Origin of the sequence: Curtobacterium sp. MCPF17_001 (genome assembly GCF_003234615.1) — a bacterium.
GTDB lineage: Bacteria > Actinomycetota > Actinomycetes > Actinomycetales > Microbacteriaceae > Curtobacterium.
In genome coordinates, this window is sequence record NZ_QKSL01000013.1 from 89,887 (window position 1) to 106,188 (window position 16,302).

At 70.9% G+C, this 16,302-nt stretch carries 17 protein-coding genes and 2 pseudogenes; 12 read left to right on the plus strand and 7 right to left on the minus strand.

All coding sequences use genetic code 11. The annotated features are described in order from the left end of the window. Nucleotides 1-343 precede the first annotated feature (343 nt). Entirely contained in the window at nucleotides 344-688 is a 345-nt protein-coding gene (locus DEJ24_RS16625; protein ID WP_146245983.1) for a hypothetical protein, read from the plus strand. Nucleotides 689-1,163: 475 nt separating this feature from the next. Here the strand turns inward: DEJ24_RS16625 and DEJ24_RS17265 are convergent. Further along, nucleotides 1,164-1,519 (minus strand): annotated as a pseudogene (locus DEJ24_RS17265) (transposase); the annotation flags it as partial. Nucleotides 1,520-1,563: 44 nt separating this feature from the next. On the opposite strand from DEJ24_RS17265, the gene DEJ24_RS12720 reads away from it, so the two are divergent. Then, entirely contained in the window at nucleotides 1,564-2,049 is a 486-nt protein-coding gene (locus DEJ24_RS12720; RefSeq protein ID WP_181432952.1) for a hypothetical protein, read from the plus strand. Here the strand turns inward: DEJ24_RS12720 and DEJ24_RS12725 are convergent. Both DEJ24_RS12725 and DEJ24_RS12730 read right to left on the minus strand, forming a co-directional pair. Beyond that, a complete protein-coding gene (locus DEJ24_RS12725; RefSeq protein ID WP_258374812.1) occupies nucleotides 2,024-2,419 on the minus strand; it encodes a VOC family protein in 396 nt (131 codons plus the stop codon). The two genes, DEJ24_RS12720 and DEJ24_RS12725, sit on opposite strands and share 26 nt — an antisense overlap. A 55-nt stretch (nucleotides 2,420-2,474) precedes the next feature. Further along, nucleotides 2,475-3,107 (minus strand): TetR/AcrR family transcriptional regulator, encoded by a 633-nt coding sequence (locus DEJ24_RS12730; RefSeq protein WP_111078920.1) that lies wholly within the window; start codon nucleotides 3,105-3,107, stop codon nucleotides 2,475-2,477. A gap of 85 nt (nucleotides 3,108-3,192) precedes the next feature. On the opposite strand from DEJ24_RS12730, the pseudogene DEJ24_RS12740 reads away from it, so the two are divergent. Together DEJ24_RS12740 and DEJ24_RS12745 are read left to right on the plus strand one after the other, a co-directional pair. After that, nucleotides 3,193-3,603 (plus strand): annotated as a pseudogene (locus DEJ24_RS12740) (nuclear transport factor 2 family protein). A 40-nt stretch (nucleotides 3,604-3,643) separates the two neighbouring features. Continuing rightward, nucleotides 3,644-4,258 carry a hypothetical protein gene (locus tag DEJ24_RS12745; RefSeq protein ID WP_111078923.1) on the plus strand — a complete coding sequence of 205 codons (615 nt, stop codon included), beginning with the start codon at nucleotides 3,644-3,646 and terminating at the stop codon, nucleotides 4,256-4,258. 136 nt (nucleotides 4,259-4,394) lie between these two features. Here DEJ24_RS12745 and DEJ24_RS12750 read toward each other — a convergent pair whose 3' ends face one another. After that, the gene (locus DEJ24_RS12750; protein ID WP_111078924.1) at nucleotides 4,395-5,087 is read right to left on the minus strand and encodes an SDR family NAD(P)-dependent oxidoreductase; all 693 of its coding nucleotides are present in this window, start codon (nucleotides 5,085-5,087) and stop codon (nucleotides 4,395-4,397) included. Nucleotides 5,088-5,268: 181 nt separating this feature from the next. On the opposite strand from DEJ24_RS12750, the gene DEJ24_RS12755 reads away from it, so the two are divergent. Both DEJ24_RS12755 and DEJ24_RS12760 read left to right on the plus strand, forming a co-directional pair. After that, nucleotides 5,269-6,126 carry a helix-turn-helix transcriptional regulator gene (locus DEJ24_RS12755; RefSeq protein ID WP_111078925.1) on the plus strand — a complete coding sequence of 286 codons (858 nt, stop codon included), beginning with the start codon at nucleotides 5,269-5,271 and terminating at the stop codon, nucleotides 6,124-6,126. 158 nt (nucleotides 6,127-6,284) lie between these two features. Further along, nucleotides 6,285-7,163, plus strand: coding sequence for an SMP-30/gluconolactonase/LRE family protein (locus DEJ24_RS12760; protein ID WP_181436603.1), 879 nt, complete (start codon nucleotides 6,285-6,287; stop codon nucleotides 7,161-7,163). An 80-nt stretch (nucleotides 7,164-7,243) separates the two neighbouring features. Here the strand turns inward: DEJ24_RS12760 and DEJ24_RS12765 are convergent, their stop codons facing one another. Continuing rightward, nucleotides 7,244-8,467: an MFS transporter gene (locus tag DEJ24_RS12765; protein WP_111078927.1), complete on the minus strand. Its 1,224-nt coding sequence runs from the start codon at nucleotides 8,465-8,467 to the stop codon at nucleotides 7,244-7,246. 149 nt (nucleotides 8,468-8,616) lie between these two features. Between DEJ24_RS12765 and DEJ24_RS12770 the strand changes: the two genes are divergently transcribed. Next, nucleotides 8,617-9,366: a hypothetical protein gene (locus DEJ24_RS12770; protein WP_146245985.1), complete on the plus strand. Its 750-nt coding sequence runs from the start codon at nucleotides 8,617-8,619 to the stop codon at nucleotides 9,364-9,366. Between the two features lie 101 nt (nucleotides 9,367-9,467). After that, nucleotides 9,468-10,016 (plus strand): hypothetical protein, encoded by a 549-nt coding sequence (locus DEJ24_RS12775; protein WP_111078929.1) that lies wholly within the window; start codon nucleotides 9,468-9,470, stop codon nucleotides 10,014-10,016. A gap of 62 nt (nucleotides 10,017-10,078) precedes the next feature. On the opposite strand, the gene DEJ24_RS12780 is transcribed toward DEJ24_RS12775, so the two are convergent. After that, nucleotides 10,079-10,543, minus strand: coding sequence for a MarR family winged helix-turn-helix transcriptional regulator (locus DEJ24_RS12780; RefSeq protein WP_111078930.1), 465 nt, complete (start codon nucleotides 10,541-10,543; stop codon nucleotides 10,079-10,081). A 375-nt stretch (nucleotides 10,544-10,918) separates the two neighbouring features. Between DEJ24_RS12780 and DEJ24_RS16950 the strand changes: the two genes are divergently transcribed. After that, nucleotides 10,919-11,086, plus strand: coding sequence for a hypothetical protein (locus DEJ24_RS16950; RefSeq protein ID WP_181432950.1), 168 nt, complete (start codon nucleotides 10,919-10,921; stop codon nucleotides 11,084-11,086). 57 nt (nucleotides 11,087-11,143) lie between these two features. Here the strand turns inward: DEJ24_RS16950 and DEJ24_RS12785 are convergent, their stop codons facing one another. After that, on the minus strand, nucleotides 11,144-12,643 hold the full coding sequence (locus DEJ24_RS12785; protein ID WP_181436604.1) for a PLP-dependent aminotransferase family protein: 1,500 nt from the start codon (nucleotides 12,641-12,643) through the stop codon (nucleotides 11,144-11,146). A 57-nt stretch (nucleotides 12,644-12,700) separates the two neighbouring features. Here DEJ24_RS12785 and DEJ24_RS12790 point away from each other — a divergent pair, with 57 nt between their 5' ends. The 3 genes from DEJ24_RS12790 (at nucleotide 12,701) to rlmN (ending at nucleotide 15,883) form a co-directional block, all read left to right on the plus strand. Next, the gene (locus DEJ24_RS12790) at nucleotides 12,701-13,417 is read left to right on the plus strand and encodes a pyridoxamine 5'-phosphate oxidase family protein (RefSeq protein WP_111078932.1); all 717 of its coding nucleotides are present in this window, start codon (nucleotides 12,701-12,703) and stop codon (nucleotides 13,415-13,417) included. 215 nt (nucleotides 13,418-13,632) lie between these two features. Continuing rightward, nucleotides 13,633-14,541 (plus strand): C40 family peptidase, encoded by a 909-nt coding sequence (locus tag DEJ24_RS12795; RefSeq protein ID WP_111078933.1) that lies wholly within the window; start codon nucleotides 13,633-13,635, stop codon nucleotides 14,539-14,541. A gap of 109 nt (nucleotides 14,542-14,650) precedes the next feature. Beyond that, nucleotides 14,651-15,883, plus strand: a complete 1,233-nt coding sequence (rlmN, locus tag DEJ24_RS12800; RefSeq protein WP_110905192.1) for a 23S rRNA (adenine(2503)-C(2))-methyltransferase RlmN — start codon at nucleotides 14,651-14,653, stop codon at nucleotides 15,881-15,883. The last annotated feature ends 419 nt before the right edge of the window (nucleotides 15,884-16,302 follow it).

Below are 16,302 nucleotides of genomic sequence, written 5' to 3' on the forward strand. Positions count from 1 at the left end.
GCCGGGGACGCACCTTTCCACCGTTAACGACGAGGATGAAATGAGTTCCCTCGCGCTGAAACGTAGTCGCAACGACGGTAGTGACAGCGGCAGGTGCCCGAATGCGTCAGATGACGTATGTGTGCTGTCCTTCTCGCGCTCGAACATGCTCGTCTGCTTGGAACGTCGGTCGCAGCGGCGGACACGGAAGCTGACAACGCCGCGTCGCGTCCTCACCAGAAGCGGCCTCGCAGAAGTGGGACGAAGCGGGTCGCTCGTTCTCTGAGAACGTGACCTGACCGTTTGGTAGCCGATCGGCATCCGAACGGTCTTCATCAGCTTCCCGTGGCCCCTGGTACAGCTCGTGGCCGACGCCGAACGTCGGCTAGCTCTACGGCGTGACGCCGAGGCGTACTTTGAGTGGGACGGCGTATCTGATCACGACTCCGAATGGGAACGCCGTGCTGAGCATGCACAACGAGATGAGCTGATGATGCTGCGACGGATGCTGATGGTGGGAGTGGTGGTTGCAGCTGCTGGCCTGCTCAGCGGGTGTGGCAACGGTACGTCTGCCGGCGACGGTGGCGATCAGACGGTGACTCCGGCGCCGCTGACATCTGTTGGTCCGAAGGGTGACCCCTCGTCGTCCTACTGGACGGATGAGCGCGTGGAATCTGTCGAGCCGGAGGACATGCCGACTGCCGGCTGACGTGGCAGAAGCACGAAACGAGTCGCCCCTTCCCTGGGGCGGCTCGTTTTGCGTTGCCCCGGCGTTTGGGCGCGCTGGTTCAGGTGCAGTGGGAAGCAGCGTTGGTCAAGTCCCTTGCGACGACTTCGAACTCGCCGCGTCCGGTGCTCTCGAGTTGGTGACCGCTGTGGACCCGTACGGTCTCGCGCCGGGAAGTGATGACGGAACCCCGGGGGACGAATACGCACCAGAGGCCATCGCCTTGGCCGGGATCCTGCTCGAGCACGGAAACGTCACCGTGCAGGAGGTGGAAGGCATCTGGTCGCGCTCGTTCTCCGAGTCCTTGACTGCTCGGCTCGGATCGTCCCGCGTCGCGGAGTTGGTTCGCGATCTCAACTCGCTCCGGCGCACGGACCGCTGAACGATCCTCGTCAGGACAAAATTGTGAGGAGCCGGTGCGGATGGTGGGGATCATCGCGTCACGGACCGCGTCGGCGCCGTGCCCGTCAGGGAGATGCAGCAGCAGCACGTACCGGGTGGTGCGCTCGACGAGGGTGCCGATCGCGCTCCTGGCGTTGATCCCGATGATCAGATCGCCTTCCCAATGGCCGGGAACAGCTCGGTCGTCGGCCTCGGCAGGGCGAGCTTCCGCGGTTTCGGCCGGCGCGCTCGTGCCCGGCATCGCTTCTCGGCGGAGTACGGCCGGTAGCTCCCGCCGGCCGCGGCGTTCCTCGTCAGCTCACGACTGATCGTCGACGGCGCCCAACCGAGTGCTTTGGCGATTGCACGCACGCCCTCACCGTCCTGGCGTAGGTCTGCGATCTGCAACCGCTCTTCTTGGCTCAGGTATCTGCCGGAGCGGGGCTGGTGAGCGAACGGGTTTCGCGGATTGGGAGATGCAGGCACGCGTCGTCGTGGAGAACCTCCGACTCGAGGCTGGCCGGAACTCGCACGACCCTGCAACCCAAGCCCTCGTCGGCGAGCTGACGATCGCGAGCAGTGAGTTCGCCGTCTGGTGGCAGGAACACCGAGTGTTCCAACGCACCCACGGCGACAAGCGGTTCCGCCATCCGATCGTCGGAGACCTCACCCTGCAGTACGAATCCGTCAGCCTGCCCGGCGACCCCGACCAGACGCTCTTCCTCTACACGGCCGAGGTCGGTACCGAGCACCGCGAGGCCCTCGACCTCCTCAGTAGCTGGGCAGCAACCGCGGGCGTCGACGGATCACGGGGACACGAGTGCGAACTCCAGCGGCACGAGCGGCACCTGGTCATCGGTTCGTCACCGTCGGGAGAGGCTGCGACATCGGACCGTGCGCGTGCAGGATCCACCACCGAGACGGGAGTGGCCCCGGTCAGGACGAACCCGAGCCGCCGCTGATCACCGCTCGCCGGGACTCTCGTGCGACCTCGGTTCCCACAGCTCCAGCGGCAGACCCTCCGGATCGTGGACGCGGACGAAGCCCGTACTCCGTCTCCCACTCAGGCCGGCGCTCGACCGCGACACCCGCTGCCTCCAGCCGGGCGACGAGTTCGTCGAGCGCTTCCACCCTGAGGTTGATCATGAAGGGCTGGTCGAGTGCGAAGTACTCATCGTCGGCACGGAACGGTGCGAAGACGGTCATCCCCGCGTCCTGGTGCCACACCGTGTCCGCTCCGGCGTCGACACCGAGGTACTTCCGGTACCAAGCCGCTCGCGCCTCAGGGTCGCGGCTCCGGAAGAAGAGCCCACCGATGCCCGTCACACTCATGTCGAGCACCGTAGTGGTGTCCTGGTCTGTGCGCATCGCAGAGCGGTTCATTGCTTCAGTGCGTCGGCTCTGCGGGAGGCACTGCGAGGGCACGGCGGAACGCATCGGCTGTCGTGGTGACGAGGTCGGCGGGGTCCGTGGCCAGGATGCGGCCGCTGGAGTAGCAGGCCACCGCGAGTTGCCCCGCGATGGTGGCGACGTCGAGCGGGGCGTCGTGCTCGAGGAGCACTCGTGTGAACTCCTGCGCGATGTACTGGTGCTTCACCGCTTCGCGCGCCCGCAGTTCCTCGTGTGCGTCGACGAGCAGGACGTGGCGTCGGTAGGCGGCGAGATCGGTGGTGGCCTGAGCGCACAACCGGAGGACGAGCGGTTCGAGTGCGCGGAGCGCCCCTGCGAGTGACGCCACGGACTGCCGAGGATCCCACGCCGTGGACGTCGTGGTGCCGATCGCGTCGAACACGGCCTGCTCCTTGGCGAAGACGACCTCGGTCTTGTCCCCGAAGTGCCGGAAGAACGTGGTCCGCCCCACCTCCGCACGCTCGGCGATGTCCGTGACCGAGACCGCATCGAAGCCCCGCTCGGCGAACAGAGCATCGGCCGCCTCGATGATCCGACTCCGCGCTGCGAGCTGCTTCCGCTCGACCAGGGTCAGCGAGGCCTTCTCCGCACCAGCGATCTGTTCTGCCATGAACCGATCGTACCGCCATCATCGCACTTGGTCCCGATCGGTACCGTGTGTGTTACGGTACCGAGTACCAAACAAGGAGGAGCTCATGCTCACTGTCGAAGACCGCTCCCAGATCTCCGAGACGCTCGCCCGTCACGCGTTCGTGGTGGACGAGAACCGGTTGGACCAGCTCGGGGAGGTGTTCACCCCGGACGCGACCTAGGACATGACGAGCTCGGGGATGGGTGCGTTCCAGGGTCTCGATGCACTGCGGGCCGCCGCGGGGCAGCTGTTCGCTTCCGGACACGCGCCGTTGTCGCACTTCGTGACCAACATCGTCATCACGGAGACCCGAGGGGCGACGGCATCAGTGCGCTCGAAGGGGCTGATGATCATGCACGACGGCGCCGTGCACGGGGTGGTGTACGACGACACGGTCGCGCTGCACGAGGGTCGCTGGTTGATCGCGAGCCGCGTCATCCTGCCCGTCCGCACTGCTTCCGGTGGTGAGCACTGATGCGTGCACTGACCTGACCCCCGTCTGGCATCGTCGAGCCATGCGACCGTCGACGATCCTCCTGGCCCTGCTCACCGGTGTGTTCGGCGCGGCCACGATCGTCCTCGCGCTCCTCGTCGGAACCGATGACACGCAGGTGCTGCTCCAGGTGCTCCGGCTCGGCGGCCTCGTCACGATCGGCTTCGGCGCCGGCCTCGTCATCACGGTGGGCAACCGTCGTCGCCGGGAGCGTCTCCAGCGGAAGAGCGAGGTGAGCCCGGGCACGTTCTTCGTCGACGCCTACCCCACGGGTTCGACCTACGACGAGCTCGACGCCTGGCGCCCGGGCCTCCGGGTCTGGTTCCCGTGCGACCTCGGCTTCGACCGGAACGGCATCACGGCCTGGCCGGACGACGGCGGCGGGGCGGGGATCCCGATCGCCACACGGCAGGAGGTCACCGGCCTCGAGGTGTTCAGTGACGGGACCCCGCTCGGCAGTACGAACCGGTGGGGGATCGCGATCGCCCTCGCCCCGAGCGAGGCCGTGTCGCGGGACGCCGGCACGGCGACCGTGCACCTCTGGATGCTCGATGACCAGCAGAACCACGACGAGTACGCCATGCGGCGGACGATCTCGAAGATCGAGACGGCCCTCGCCGGGAGGCCGACCGCATGACGGGTCCGCCGGGCTCTCCTCGGGCACGGGGATCTCGAAGCGGTTCCGCGTCCCGCAGGTCGCGCCCCTCCAGGCGACTCCCTTCCTGGAGGGACGCGACCAGCCCGCCTCGCCCGTCACGCGGGCACGTCCCTCGTCACCAGGGCAGGACGCCCTCGCGGTCGGTCACCGTCCCGGTCGGCGTGTCGGAACCGAGGGTCGCGATGCGGACCGCGGCGTCGGCACCCTCGGAGACGCTGTGGCCGAGGTGCCCGGTGAACTCCGTGGCGGTCTGTCCCGGGTCGACGGCGTTGAAGCGCACGTCGGGTGTGGTCTTGGCGTACTGCATGGTCAGCATCGTCAGGGCCGTCTTCGAGGACCCGTAGGCGGCGAAGGGGTACTGGGACTCGACACGGTCCGGGTCGTGGACCAGCGTGAAGGACCCCAGTCCGCTGGTCACGTTGACGACCGACGGAGCCTCCGCCAGCCGGAGGAGCGGCAGGAACGCGTTGGTGACACGGACGACCCCGAACACGTTCGTCTCGTAGACGGTGCGGAGTTGCTCGACGGTCATGTGCTCGGGAGCGGTGACGTCGCCCAGGATCCCGGCGTTGTTGACGAGCACGTCGAGGTGCCCGGCCTGCTCGCGGACCGTGGCGACCGCCGACGTGACGGACGTGTCGTCCGTCACGTCGAGTTGCACGAACGAGGCGCCGAGGGCCTCGGCAGCCTCGCGGCCGCGATCGGCGTCACGGGCTCCGATCCACACGGTGTGGCCGGCGCCGACCAGGCGTCGTGCGGTCTCGCGGCCGAGGCCCTTGTTGCCGCCGGTGATGAGGGTGGTGGTCATGATGCTCCCTGGTTCTGCGGGCAGCGGATCGAGCCGCTGCGGATCGGAGTCCAGGGTGTGCGGAGGCGACGATGGTCAGCCAGGGACGGATCGTGCTACCCGACGCCCGAGCGTCCCAGGCCCGGCTGCCTGGGACGAGCGGTACCAGGCTGCGGACCTGCGATCGGCGGATGATGGGGCCATGCCCGCTGACGACGACACCCTCGCCCAGCTGCTCCGCGCATGGCGAGGACGGCTGCTCCCGGCGGACGTCGGGATGGAGTCCTCCGGGCAGCGGCGGACGACGGGCCTCCGCCGTGAAGAGCTCGCGCAACTCGCCGGCGTCAGTGTCGACTACGTGATGCGACTGGAACAGGGGCGCTCGCGGACGCCGTCGGCGCAGATCGTCACGTCGCTCGCCCGGGCCCTGCAGCTCGACCGCACGGAGACCGACCTCCTCCACCATGCCGCCGGCCTCGCTCCGCCCCGGACGGGGACGGTCTCGCACCACATCCCGCCGGGTGTGCAGCGGATGGTCGTCCGCATGGCCGACCTGCCCCTGGCGGTGTTCGCCGCGGACTGGACGCTGCTGCACTCCACGCCGCTGTGGCAGGCCCTCTTCGGGGCACCGTCGACGCGCAGCGATCCGAATCAGAACCTCATCGTCCAGACGTTCATCGACGACAGCATCGCCGACGTCGCGACCGCCCACGGCGGCCCCGACAGCTTCGAACGTGCCCTCGTCGCCGACCTCCGCCGGACCGCAGCCGTGCTGGACGGTGACACCCGGCTCCGGGCCTTCATCGCCCGGGTCCGCGCCGAGAGCCCGCGCTTCGCCCTGCTGTGGGACGAGGGGCGTGCGGCCGCTCACCGTTCGATGGTGAAGACCGTGCACAGCCCGCTCGTCGGGGACGTCACGCTCGATTGCGACGTCCTCACCGTGCCCGACTCCGACGTGAAGCTCGTCGTGTACTCCACGACCGAGAGCGGCACGGACGCGGAGAAGCTCGACTTCCTCCGTGTCCGTGCCGTCCATGCGGCGTTCCCCACCGAGGCCTGACCCTCGGGACCTGCTCGTCGCGATCGACAGCGCCTGTCACAGCTGGCGGCGGTGACCACGTGCCGGACCGGCCCTCGGCGTTTTCGAGTTCCAGCTGTCGACGAGCAGCCCGGACACATGCTGCGATCGGGCAGTGGGGCGGCTGGCATGCTGGCCTGGTGCACATCACCCTGGACTCCGCGACCGACGTCGTCACCGGCATCCGCTTCCCCGAGGGGAACCGCTGGCACGAGGGTCGGCTCTGGTACTCGGACATGCACACCGGCGAGGTCTTCTCGATCGACCCGGACGGCGGCGCGGACGCCGCTCCCCGTCTCGAGGCCACGGTCGCCGGGCAGTCGTCCGGCCTCGGCTGGCTGCCGGACGGTCGCCTGATCGTCAGCTCGATGGAGTCCCGCACGGTCGTGGCCGTCGAGGATGACGGCGCGACGAGCGTCTTCGCGGACCTGTCGTCGGTCGAGTCGTCGCTCGTCAACGACCTGGTCGTCGACCCCGAGACCGGCCGGACCTACATCGGCGCGTTCGGCTACGACCTCTACGCCGGCGAGGAACTCCGTCCGGGTCCCCTCTACGTCATCGAGCAGGACGGGTCGTTCCGCCTGGCGGCCGAGGGTCTGGTGTTCCCGAACAGTGCGAACGTCCTGCCCGGCACCCGCACCCTGGTGGTCAGTGAGACGTGGGGCGGGAAGCTGACGGCGTTCGACATCGAACCCGACGGGTCCCTGACCGGGCGCCGCGAGTGGGCAGCGCTGCCCGAGGGCGTCACCCCCGACGGCAGCACGGTCGACGCCGAGGGTGCGATCTGGGTGTGCTCGGTCGACACGGGGGAGTTCCTCCGGGTCGTCGAAGGGGGCGAGGTCACGGACCGCATCGACGCTCCCGGTCGGTGTGCGATCGACTGCGCCCTCGGCGGCGAGGACGGGCGGACGCTGTACCTGGCGACGGCGGACAGCTACGACCCGGCGACCACGGCCCGGACGCACGCCGGACGGATCAGTGCGGTGCGGGTTCCGGTGCCCGGCTCGCACGTCGGCTGAAGGGCTATCGCACCGGGACGGAGTCGCGCCTCCCGTCCGGCTCATGCTTCCCGTCCGGCACCGCGCCGTCCGGGACCCGTTCAGTCCGCCGCTGCGGTCGCAACCGGTCCGGTCGCGGGTGCGGGTGCGACCCCGGGCACGGCGCTCGACCGTCGCGAGCCGAGCGACAGGAGCACGACCGCGCCGATGACCGCGACGGCACCGGCGAACCAGAAGTCGGCGGCGAGCCCGAAGCCCGTCACGGCCACGCCCCCGACCACGGAGCCGGCCGCGATCGCCAACTGGATCGTCGTGACGAACAGGGCCAGACCGCTCTCCGAACCGCCGGGGGACGCGGTCGACATCCACGTCTGGGTCCCGAGCGGCAGGGCGCCCCAGACGAAGCCCCACACGACGAGCAGGGCGAACACCCCGACGACCGAGTGCGCCGCGAGGGGCAGCATGACGACGGCGGCGGCCAGGACGATCTTCGACACCCCGATCGTGCCGATGACGTTCCGGCTCAGCGTCACGCCCGCGACGAAGTTCCCCGCGATGCCGGCGACACCGAACACGAGCAGCGCCAGCGTGACGGTGTCCGGGCCGACGCGCACGGACTCCTGCAGGTACGGCGCGACGTAGGTGTACGCGGCGAACTGGGCGACGAAGAGGAACGCCGTCGCGATGAGCCCGACCCGGGCGCGCTGCACCCGGAGCAGTCCGCCGAGCGTCGCGAAGCGCACCCGCTGAACCGACGGGATGCGCGGCAGCATCGCGAGCTGCAGCACGAGTGCCACGATGCCGAGCGCGCCGCCGATGACGAACGCCAGCCGCCAACTCGCGAGCGACGACACGAAGGCGCCGAGCGGCAGGCTCACCACCGTCGCGACCGAGACCCCGGCCGTGATCAGCGACGTCGCTCGGATGACGGACGCCGGCGGGACGAGGCGGCCCGCGATCCCGGCCCCGATCGCCCAGAACCCGCCGATGCCGACCCCGAGCAGCATGCGTGCGACGAGGAGGACCCAGAACGTCGGGGCCAGTGCCGCCAGCGCGTCCGCGACCACGAGCAGGACCGTCAGACCGAGCAGCACGGTCCGACGATCCAGTCGCGACGTGGCGACGGTCACGACCGGGGCGGCGACCGCGCCGGTCAGGCCCGTGAAGACGACCATGAGGCCAGCCGTGCCGATGCCGACGTGCAGGTCGTCGGCGATGGCGGGCAGGAGCCCGATGGGCAGGAACTCCGAGAGCACGAGGACGAACGAGCCGAGGGCGACCGACAGGACGCTGAGCCATCCGCGTCGATCCGCTGGTGAGGTCATGGACGCGACAAGCGCGCTCCGGCGCCGTCCATTCCGGTGTGACGGTCGCTGCCCGTCGTCCCCGGACCGAGACGCGCTCGGCTGCGGCGGGCCTCCCGGACGCCAGCGGCCGAGGTGGGCAGGATGGAAGGAGGGGACAGGAGGAACACATGACGGGTCCAGCAGTGCCGTGGCCGGACGAGGAGCACGCGGGGGCGAGGGCGGCCGAGCCGTCGGCGGGGCCGGGTGCGGGCTCGTGGGTGTTCGCGACGATCGTCCTGGTCGCCGTCGTCGTGGTCAACGCTGCGCTCCTGAGCCTGCCGTTCGGGCGGCTCCTGCGACTGCCGGAACCCCTCGGCCAGGCGGTCCTGGGGCTGGTCTTCGGCGGTGTCCCCGTCGCGGCCGTCCTCGCCGGACTCGGCATGCTGGTCGCAGGGCCGGCGCGGCGGCTCGTGCACGTCGGGGTCGTCCTCGTGTGCATCCCGCTGTCGATCGGTGCCAGCCTGAGCCTCGGGCTCGGACTGAGCTTCGGCCCCGGCGGCTTCGTCGGGGCGCTGGTGTTGTTCGGCATCGTCCTGGCCTTCGTGCTGGCCCTCGCGCGTCGGGCGCTCCGACGACCGGCGCCGCACTACGCCTCGAACGACCTCGCGGCCCGCGATCTTCAACTGACGCGCCTGGTCGTGTGGGGCTGGGTGGTGGTGGCCCTCGTCTCGTCGGTGCTGTCGACCGGGCCGTTCTTCCTGCTGACCGGCCTCGTCGCAGGGAACCCGTACTCCTTCCCGCCGGTCCTCCTGCTCCCGGTGGTCCTCGCCGTCATCGTTGCGTTGATCGTCGTCCGCCGACGGGATCTGCGGCGGCACGCGGTGTCGGAGGCCGACGCGGACCCACACGTCGACGCGTGTCCGGAGGTCGGGGCGTGACCCGACCTGCTCGACCCGGGCACCCCGGGCGGCGGCCCGCTCGTCGTCGACGTCCTCGCCGACCGGCCCAGCCGCTCACCTGGCGTCGGTTCGGAGCCGGGGTGTGGCAGCTCCTGCCGAACCTGTTGGGTTACTTCGGCACGCTGGGCCTGATCGTCACGGCGTTCGGGCTCGGTCCGGCGGTCGCGGCGCACGACCAGAACGTGGAACTCCATCGCATCGGGGTGCGCGCCACCGCCGAGGTGGTGAGCGTCCGGAAGCAACACCACCACGGTCGGCACAGCAGTTGGGACGAGTGGATCCCGACCACACAGCAGACCGTCGACGGGTGGAGCAGCACCACCGAGCTCGAGCGGTACTCGTCGCGCGACGAGGACGCCTTCCACCGCGGACAGCGGTTCGCGGTGCTCGTCGACCCGGGCGATCGGGACTCCGTGGTGCCGGCGTCGGACGCTGCGCGTGACCGGAACACCCGCGCGCTGCACCGGTCGGTGGGGGTGGCGATCAGCAGCGTGGTCTTCCTGGGCGTCGGCGTGCCGGTGGTGGTGCACCGTCGGCGACACGACCCGAAGCTGCGGCGGCGTCGGGAGAAGGCCGCTCGGCAGAAGGCGCGTGCGCGTGCGACGCGGGAGAAGGCCGAACGGGGCTGAACTCGGACGGGGCTGAACCCGGACAGAGCTGAGCTCGGACGGTCAGCGCTGCCGCGAGGACCTCACCCGCCGAAGCCCGAGATCTCCTCGAGCAGCGGTTCGTGCATGGCCCGTCGGAGCACCGCGGCTCCGGCGAACACGGTGGCGCGCTCGTCCTCCCCGAGGCTCGCGAGCAGCCCGACGATCTCGACGCGACGGCGCTCCATGACGTCGGCGACCAGCGCGCGACCCTGATCCGTGGCGCCGACGAGCACCTCGCGGCGGCTCTCCGCGCTCGGCAGTCGTTCGACCCAGCCGTCCGCGACGAGCCGGTCGACGTTGCGGGTGAGGGTGGACGGCCCGACCGCCAGTCGTTCGGCCAGGTCGCCGGAGCGGGTCGGGCCGAGGGTGGTGACGAGGACGATCAGGCGGAACTGCGGGACCGTGACGTCCTCGAGCGCCGGGGCCAGGGACCGTGCGACGACTCCGAGGAGTCCTCGCGAGGCTGCGAGCAGTTCGTCGATCCCCTCGGGAGGTGCATCAGACATGCGACCATCCTGCCGCCCGCGACGGCCCCGACGCACATCCGCGGCGGGCCGAGACGCCACACAGCCCGAGGCGCCGAGGCCGAGGCGCCGCGCAGCCCCCGAAACGCCGCCGAGTTGACGAGACGCCGCCGAAGTCCGCGGCGTCTCGGTCGTTCAGGGGCGTCTCGCAGTGACGCCGGCGTCTCACCGCAGCGGCGTCGTCCGCATGGCGCTGTCTTCCGGTGCAGTTCACCCGGCCGCCTCCGACGTCACGTAGCGTCCCCGCCAAGAAGAGAGTTCGTCTCGCGTCCCGCAGTCCGCGGGTGGTCGCAGGCCCCGTCTTCCGGAGCCGGACATCGCCAGCGGAGGGTGGGCGCCGTGAACAGGGAGCACGCCATGACGAAGTACGAATCGAACCACGACGTGGAGCCGCTCCACGTCACCACCTACCGTTCCGCCCGCAAGGCGGCGCGACGGGGCTGGGCCATCCCGGCGGACATGCCGGTCCCGTCCTTGGACGACCTCTGGCGCACCGGCACCACGGAGCGCGTCCGCCGACGGTGACCGGCCGCGTGCGTCCTCGACGTCATCCGTGACGGCCGGGAGGCTGCACCACTCCGGTCAGGTCGCCACCGGTCCGCGGATCGCCGCGAGCACCACGTCGAGCGCCCGGTCGAGTTCCGGCAGCGTCACCGCCCCGTAGCCGAGCACCACCCCGTACCCGAGCGCAGTCCCGTACCCGAGCGCCGCCCCGGGGCCGGACCGCCCGCGCTCGGTCTCGTAGTCCGCGAGGTCGGCCACGAGGACCCCGGCCGCAGCCGCCTGCGCCGCCACGTCCGCGCCGGACGGAACGGCCGCACCAGCGCCCGTCACAGGCGCACCCGCCGCCGGAGCCGGCCACGTCAGGACCGCGTGCAGCCCACCGGTCAGGGCACGAGCCTCCAGGCCGGGGACCCCGCTGTCCGTCAGCCGGAGCGCGATCCGCTCACGGCGGTGCGTGTAGTCCCGCCGGACCCGGCCCAGGTGCCGCCGGTACGCGCCGGTCCGGAGCAGGTGGGCGATCGCGACCTGCACCGGCTCCGCCACGACGGCGCCACGCGACGTCCGCGCGGCGACGACCGCGTCACGGAGCGGACCGGCCGAGCCCGGCAGGACGACGTAGGCGCACCGCAACCGCGGGTCGAGGGTCTTCGAGAACCCGCCGAGGTGCACGACCACCCCCTCGGTGTCGAGCGCCGCGAGCGCCGGAACGGGTGTGCCACGGTGTCTGAGCTCGGAGTCGTAGTCGTCCTCGACGACGACCATCCCCGCCACGGCGGCCTGCGTGAGGAGCGCCCGCCGGTGACCGACCGGCATCACGGACCCGAGCGGGTACTGGTGCGTCGGCGAGACGACGACCGCATCGGCCGAGGTCGTCGCGAGGACCGCCAGGTCGATGCCGTCCGGCCCGACCGGCACGGCGACGAGTTCCGCGCCCGCACTCGTCAGCGCGCGGTGGCCGGAGCGGTAGCCGGGGTCCTCGACCGCGATTCGCGGGGCACGACCGAGTCGGGACCGGAGTGCCTCGACGAGCAGCGAGAGTGCCTCCGAGGTCCCCGCCGCGACCACGACGTCGGACACCGGCGGGCTGAAGCCGCGCGCCAGACCGAGCTGCGCGACGACCTGCTCCCGCAGCGCGGGGAGGCCCAGCGGGTTCGACAGTTCGTTGCGCAGCGGTGCCTCGGCGGCAGCCCGCCATGCCGCCCGCCAGTCCCGCGGGCTGATCGCGGTGACGGCGGGGATCCCCGGCCGACAGTCCAGCGGCGGCCCCGGGCGGGAGGCACGGCGCACGTCCGTCCCGCCGCCCACCCGGGGACCGGGGTCCGCATCGGACGCCACCGGCCGGGTCCCCGCGCCGGAGGCCGCACCCCCGACCACCCGTGCAGCGGCCCCGTGACGCGTCCGGATGTAGCCCTCGCCGTCGAGCTGCTCGTACGCCGCCACCACGGTCCCGCGCGCCACCCCGAGCTCGGCCGCCAGGGCACGAGTGGACGGCAGCGGGTCGTCGGCGCCGAGCGTCCCGTCGTGGACCAGTCGTCGGACCCGGGCGACGACGGCGGCCACCTTGCTCGACTGGTCCACTCGAACTGCCCCGATCTGGTCTACGTGCTGATCCAGTCCCGACCCTAGCGTCGAGGTGTGCCCACCGACGACGCCCTGCCCTCCCTGACCGTCCGACGCCTCCGCGACCGCCAGCAGACCGACCCCGAGGCCCTCCGCCAGGTCCTCGCCGAGGGCTTCGTCGCCCACGTCGGCCTGGTCCGCGACGGCTTCCCGATCGTGCTGCCCTTCCTCTACGGCGTCGGCGACCTCGGTGCCGGACCGGTCCTGCTGCTGCACGGTTCGACCGGCGGCGGACTCTTCCTCGACGCCGGGACCGGAGGCGTCCCCGTCTCGGCCACGATCACCCACGTCGACGGCATCGTCTTCGCCCGCTCGACCTTCGACAGCTCGGCGAACTACCGCAGCGCGATGGTGGTCGGACGGGCCACCGTGGTGCCGGCCGAGCTCCGGGCGGACGCGCTCCGCCAGGTGTCCGACCACCTCATGCCGGGTCGTCGGGCGGAACTGCGTGCGATGACCGCGAAGGAGGTCCGCCAGACCCAGGTCCTGCAACTCCCGCTCGACGCCGCCAGCGTCAAGGTCCGCGCCGCCGGTGTGGGGGAGTCACCCGACGACGGCGAGGACCACGGCACCTGGGCCGGCGTCCTGCCCGTCGCACTCCGGGCAGGGGCACCGGTGCCCGGCGCGCTCGCCGCGGACGCGGCAACCCCGGTCGATGCCTCCGTGGTCGCGCTCGCGGCACGACTCGACGCGCTCGCCGAGGGACGGGAGGCCCGGCTCGCCTCCGCGTGACGAGTCCCGCCGGTGCGACGCGTCGGTCCGCTGAGACGTGTCGGTCCGGCGAGACGCGTCGGTCCGGCGGGACGGGACGGGTCGGGTCGGGTCGGCGAGCCTGTGACGGACCGCAGGTTCGCGGCCCGGTTCCCCAGGCGAGATCAGGTTCGTGACCAATACGTTATCTTCCCGAGTCGTCGCTCAGACCGGGCGGCTCGGACCCGGAAGGAACCATGGGACGCCACGCTCTGCCCGCACTCGACGACGACCGTCGAGCCGCACCCGTCCCGACCTCCACACCCGGACCGCGCACCCGTGGCCGCCGCTCCGCAGCGGGTCCGGCCGTCGCCCGCTCCACCTTCGTCGAGCACCAGCGCCCGGCCCGCGTGGTCGCGCTCGCTCCCACCCGAGCCGTGCAGCCCGCGACGAACGCCTTCGTCTCACGGAACGCCGCACGCCGTGCCGAGCGCGTCGCCGACCCGCGCCACGTCCGCCGCGCCGCGAACGCCAAGCGTGCCGCGCTGCTCCTCGCCCCGGCGCTCGCGATCACCTCGACCCTGTCGCTGTCGATCCCGGCGGAGGCGGCGACGGCCGTCCCCGCTCCGGCGACCACCACCACGTCGCAGGACCTGCAGACCTACACGGTCGCCCACGACGTCCAGGTGCCGATCGTGTCCTCGGACGGTGTGACGACCACCTCGATCGTGTCGTACCCGACGCTGGTGCTCCGCTTCGGCGTGACCGAGACCCAGGCGAAGTCGGCACTGTCGGCTGCGCTCTCGGCCGGCGGCGACCGCGCCACCGTGCTCCAGACGGCACTGCAGTACCTCGGCGACCCCTACGTCGAGGGCGGGGCCAGCCACTCGGGCATCGACTGCTCCGGGCTGACGATGGTGGCGTACCAGGCGGTCGGCATCCAGCTCGCCCACTACGTCCCGACACAGGACGCCGCCGCGACGACGGTGCCCGAGTCCGAGGCGCTGCCGGGCGACATGGTGGTCTACGACGACGAGGACCACGTCGGCCTGTACCTCGGCCAGGGGCTCGTGCTCCAGGCACCCCACCCGGGCGAGGTCGTCGACATCGTCCCGATGTACCCGGCCGCGCACCACTTCAGCCGGCTCCTGCCCGCCGGTTCCTGAGCGGCGACCGCCCTTACCCGGACCGGGACACGGACCCCGGGGGCGGCGACCACCTGACGGGCCGGACCGGCGCGCTCGAGGGGTTGCGGGCCTCCCGTAAGCTGGAGTGATGGCCACCGACACCCGCACACCGTTCGAGGAGCAGCGCTCTGCCCGCCCGCAGGTGCGCCCGCGCACCGAAGGATGGCAGCAGGCGACCGGGACCGACGGTCGGCCGCTGCTGCAGTTCGCGTCCCCGAAGCGGGGCAAGCCGCCGGTGCACCTGGCGGACCTGACGGTGGCGGAGCGCGAAGCCAAGGTGAAGGAACTCGGTCTGCCCGGGTTCCGCGCCAAGCAGCTCGCCACCCACTACTTCACGCACTACACGTCCGACCCGGCGAAGATGACCGACCTGCCGGCGGCCCAGCGTGAGGAACTCGTCGCCGGGATGCTGCCGCCCCTGCTGACCGAGACCCGTCGTCTCGAGACCGACAAGGGCGACACGATCAAGTTCCTCTGGAAGCTGCACGACGGCGCCCTGGTCGAGTCGGTGCTCATGCGCTACCCCGGTCGCATCACCCTCTGCGTCTCGTCCCAGGCCGGCTGCGGCATGAACTGCCCGTTCTGCGCGACCGGCCAGGCGGGCCTCACCCGGAACATGTCGACGGCCGAGATCATCGAGCAGATCGTCCGCGCGAACGCCGCCATCGCCGCCGGGGAACTCGGAGGAGACCCGCGCAAGGGCGGGCAGGACCGTGTCGACGCCGAGCGCGTGACGAACATCGTGTTCATGGGCATGGGGGAGCCGCTCGCGAACTACAAGCGCGTGATGGACGCCGTGCGGATCATGGTCGCTCCGCAGCCGAACGGCCTGGGCATGAGTGCCCGCGGTATCACGATCTCGACCGTGGGCCTGGTGCCAGCGATGCTCAAGCTCGCGGAAGAGGACATCCCCGTGACCTTCGCGCTCTCGCTGCACGCACCCGACGACGAACTCCGTGACGAGCTCATCCCGGTGAACTCGAAGTGGAAGGCCGACGAGGCGATCGACGCCGCCCACAACTACTACGTGAAGACCGGTCGGCGAGTGTCGATCGAGTACGCGCTCATCAAGGACATGAACGACCACGCCTGGCGAGCTGACCTGCTGGCGGAGAAGCTCAACAAGCGTGGCAAGGGCTGGGTGCACGTCAACCCGATCCCGCTGAACCCGACCCCCGGCTCCGTGTGGACGTCGTCCGAGGTCCACGTGCAGGACGAGTTCGTCCGCCGACTCAACGCCGCCGGCATCCCGACGACCCTCCGCGACACCCGCGGCAAGGAGATCGACGGTGCCTGCGGGCAGTTGGCCGCGGCCGACTGACGGATCGTTCTCGATGCCGGTCGCCATGGCGACGGGTCTGCCAGGAGGCGCGGTGCGGGTTCGCACCGCGCCTTCCGGCGTTCCTGGGGGCGCGTACCCATCACCCCGCGTACAACGCGACACGCCCGGGTGTCGAGCTGGCTTGGCGGTGCCGTTCACCCGTGCGTAAAGTAATCACTCGTTGCCGCTGAGGCGGAGAACGGAACGGCCGAGACACTGACCGGGTCACTGACCTGGAAGATGCAGTCCGGCTCCGTGCTTCCCCGGGCAACGAACCAGCCTCTCTGGCGTGACATCGTGATGGTGTCGTGTGGGGAGTGCGTCTGGTCCTTGAGAACTCAACAGCGTGCACATTGTCAATGCCAATTTTATTGACCTCGTGCTCGATCGGTTTCGGCTGGTCGGGTCATGAAGCAATT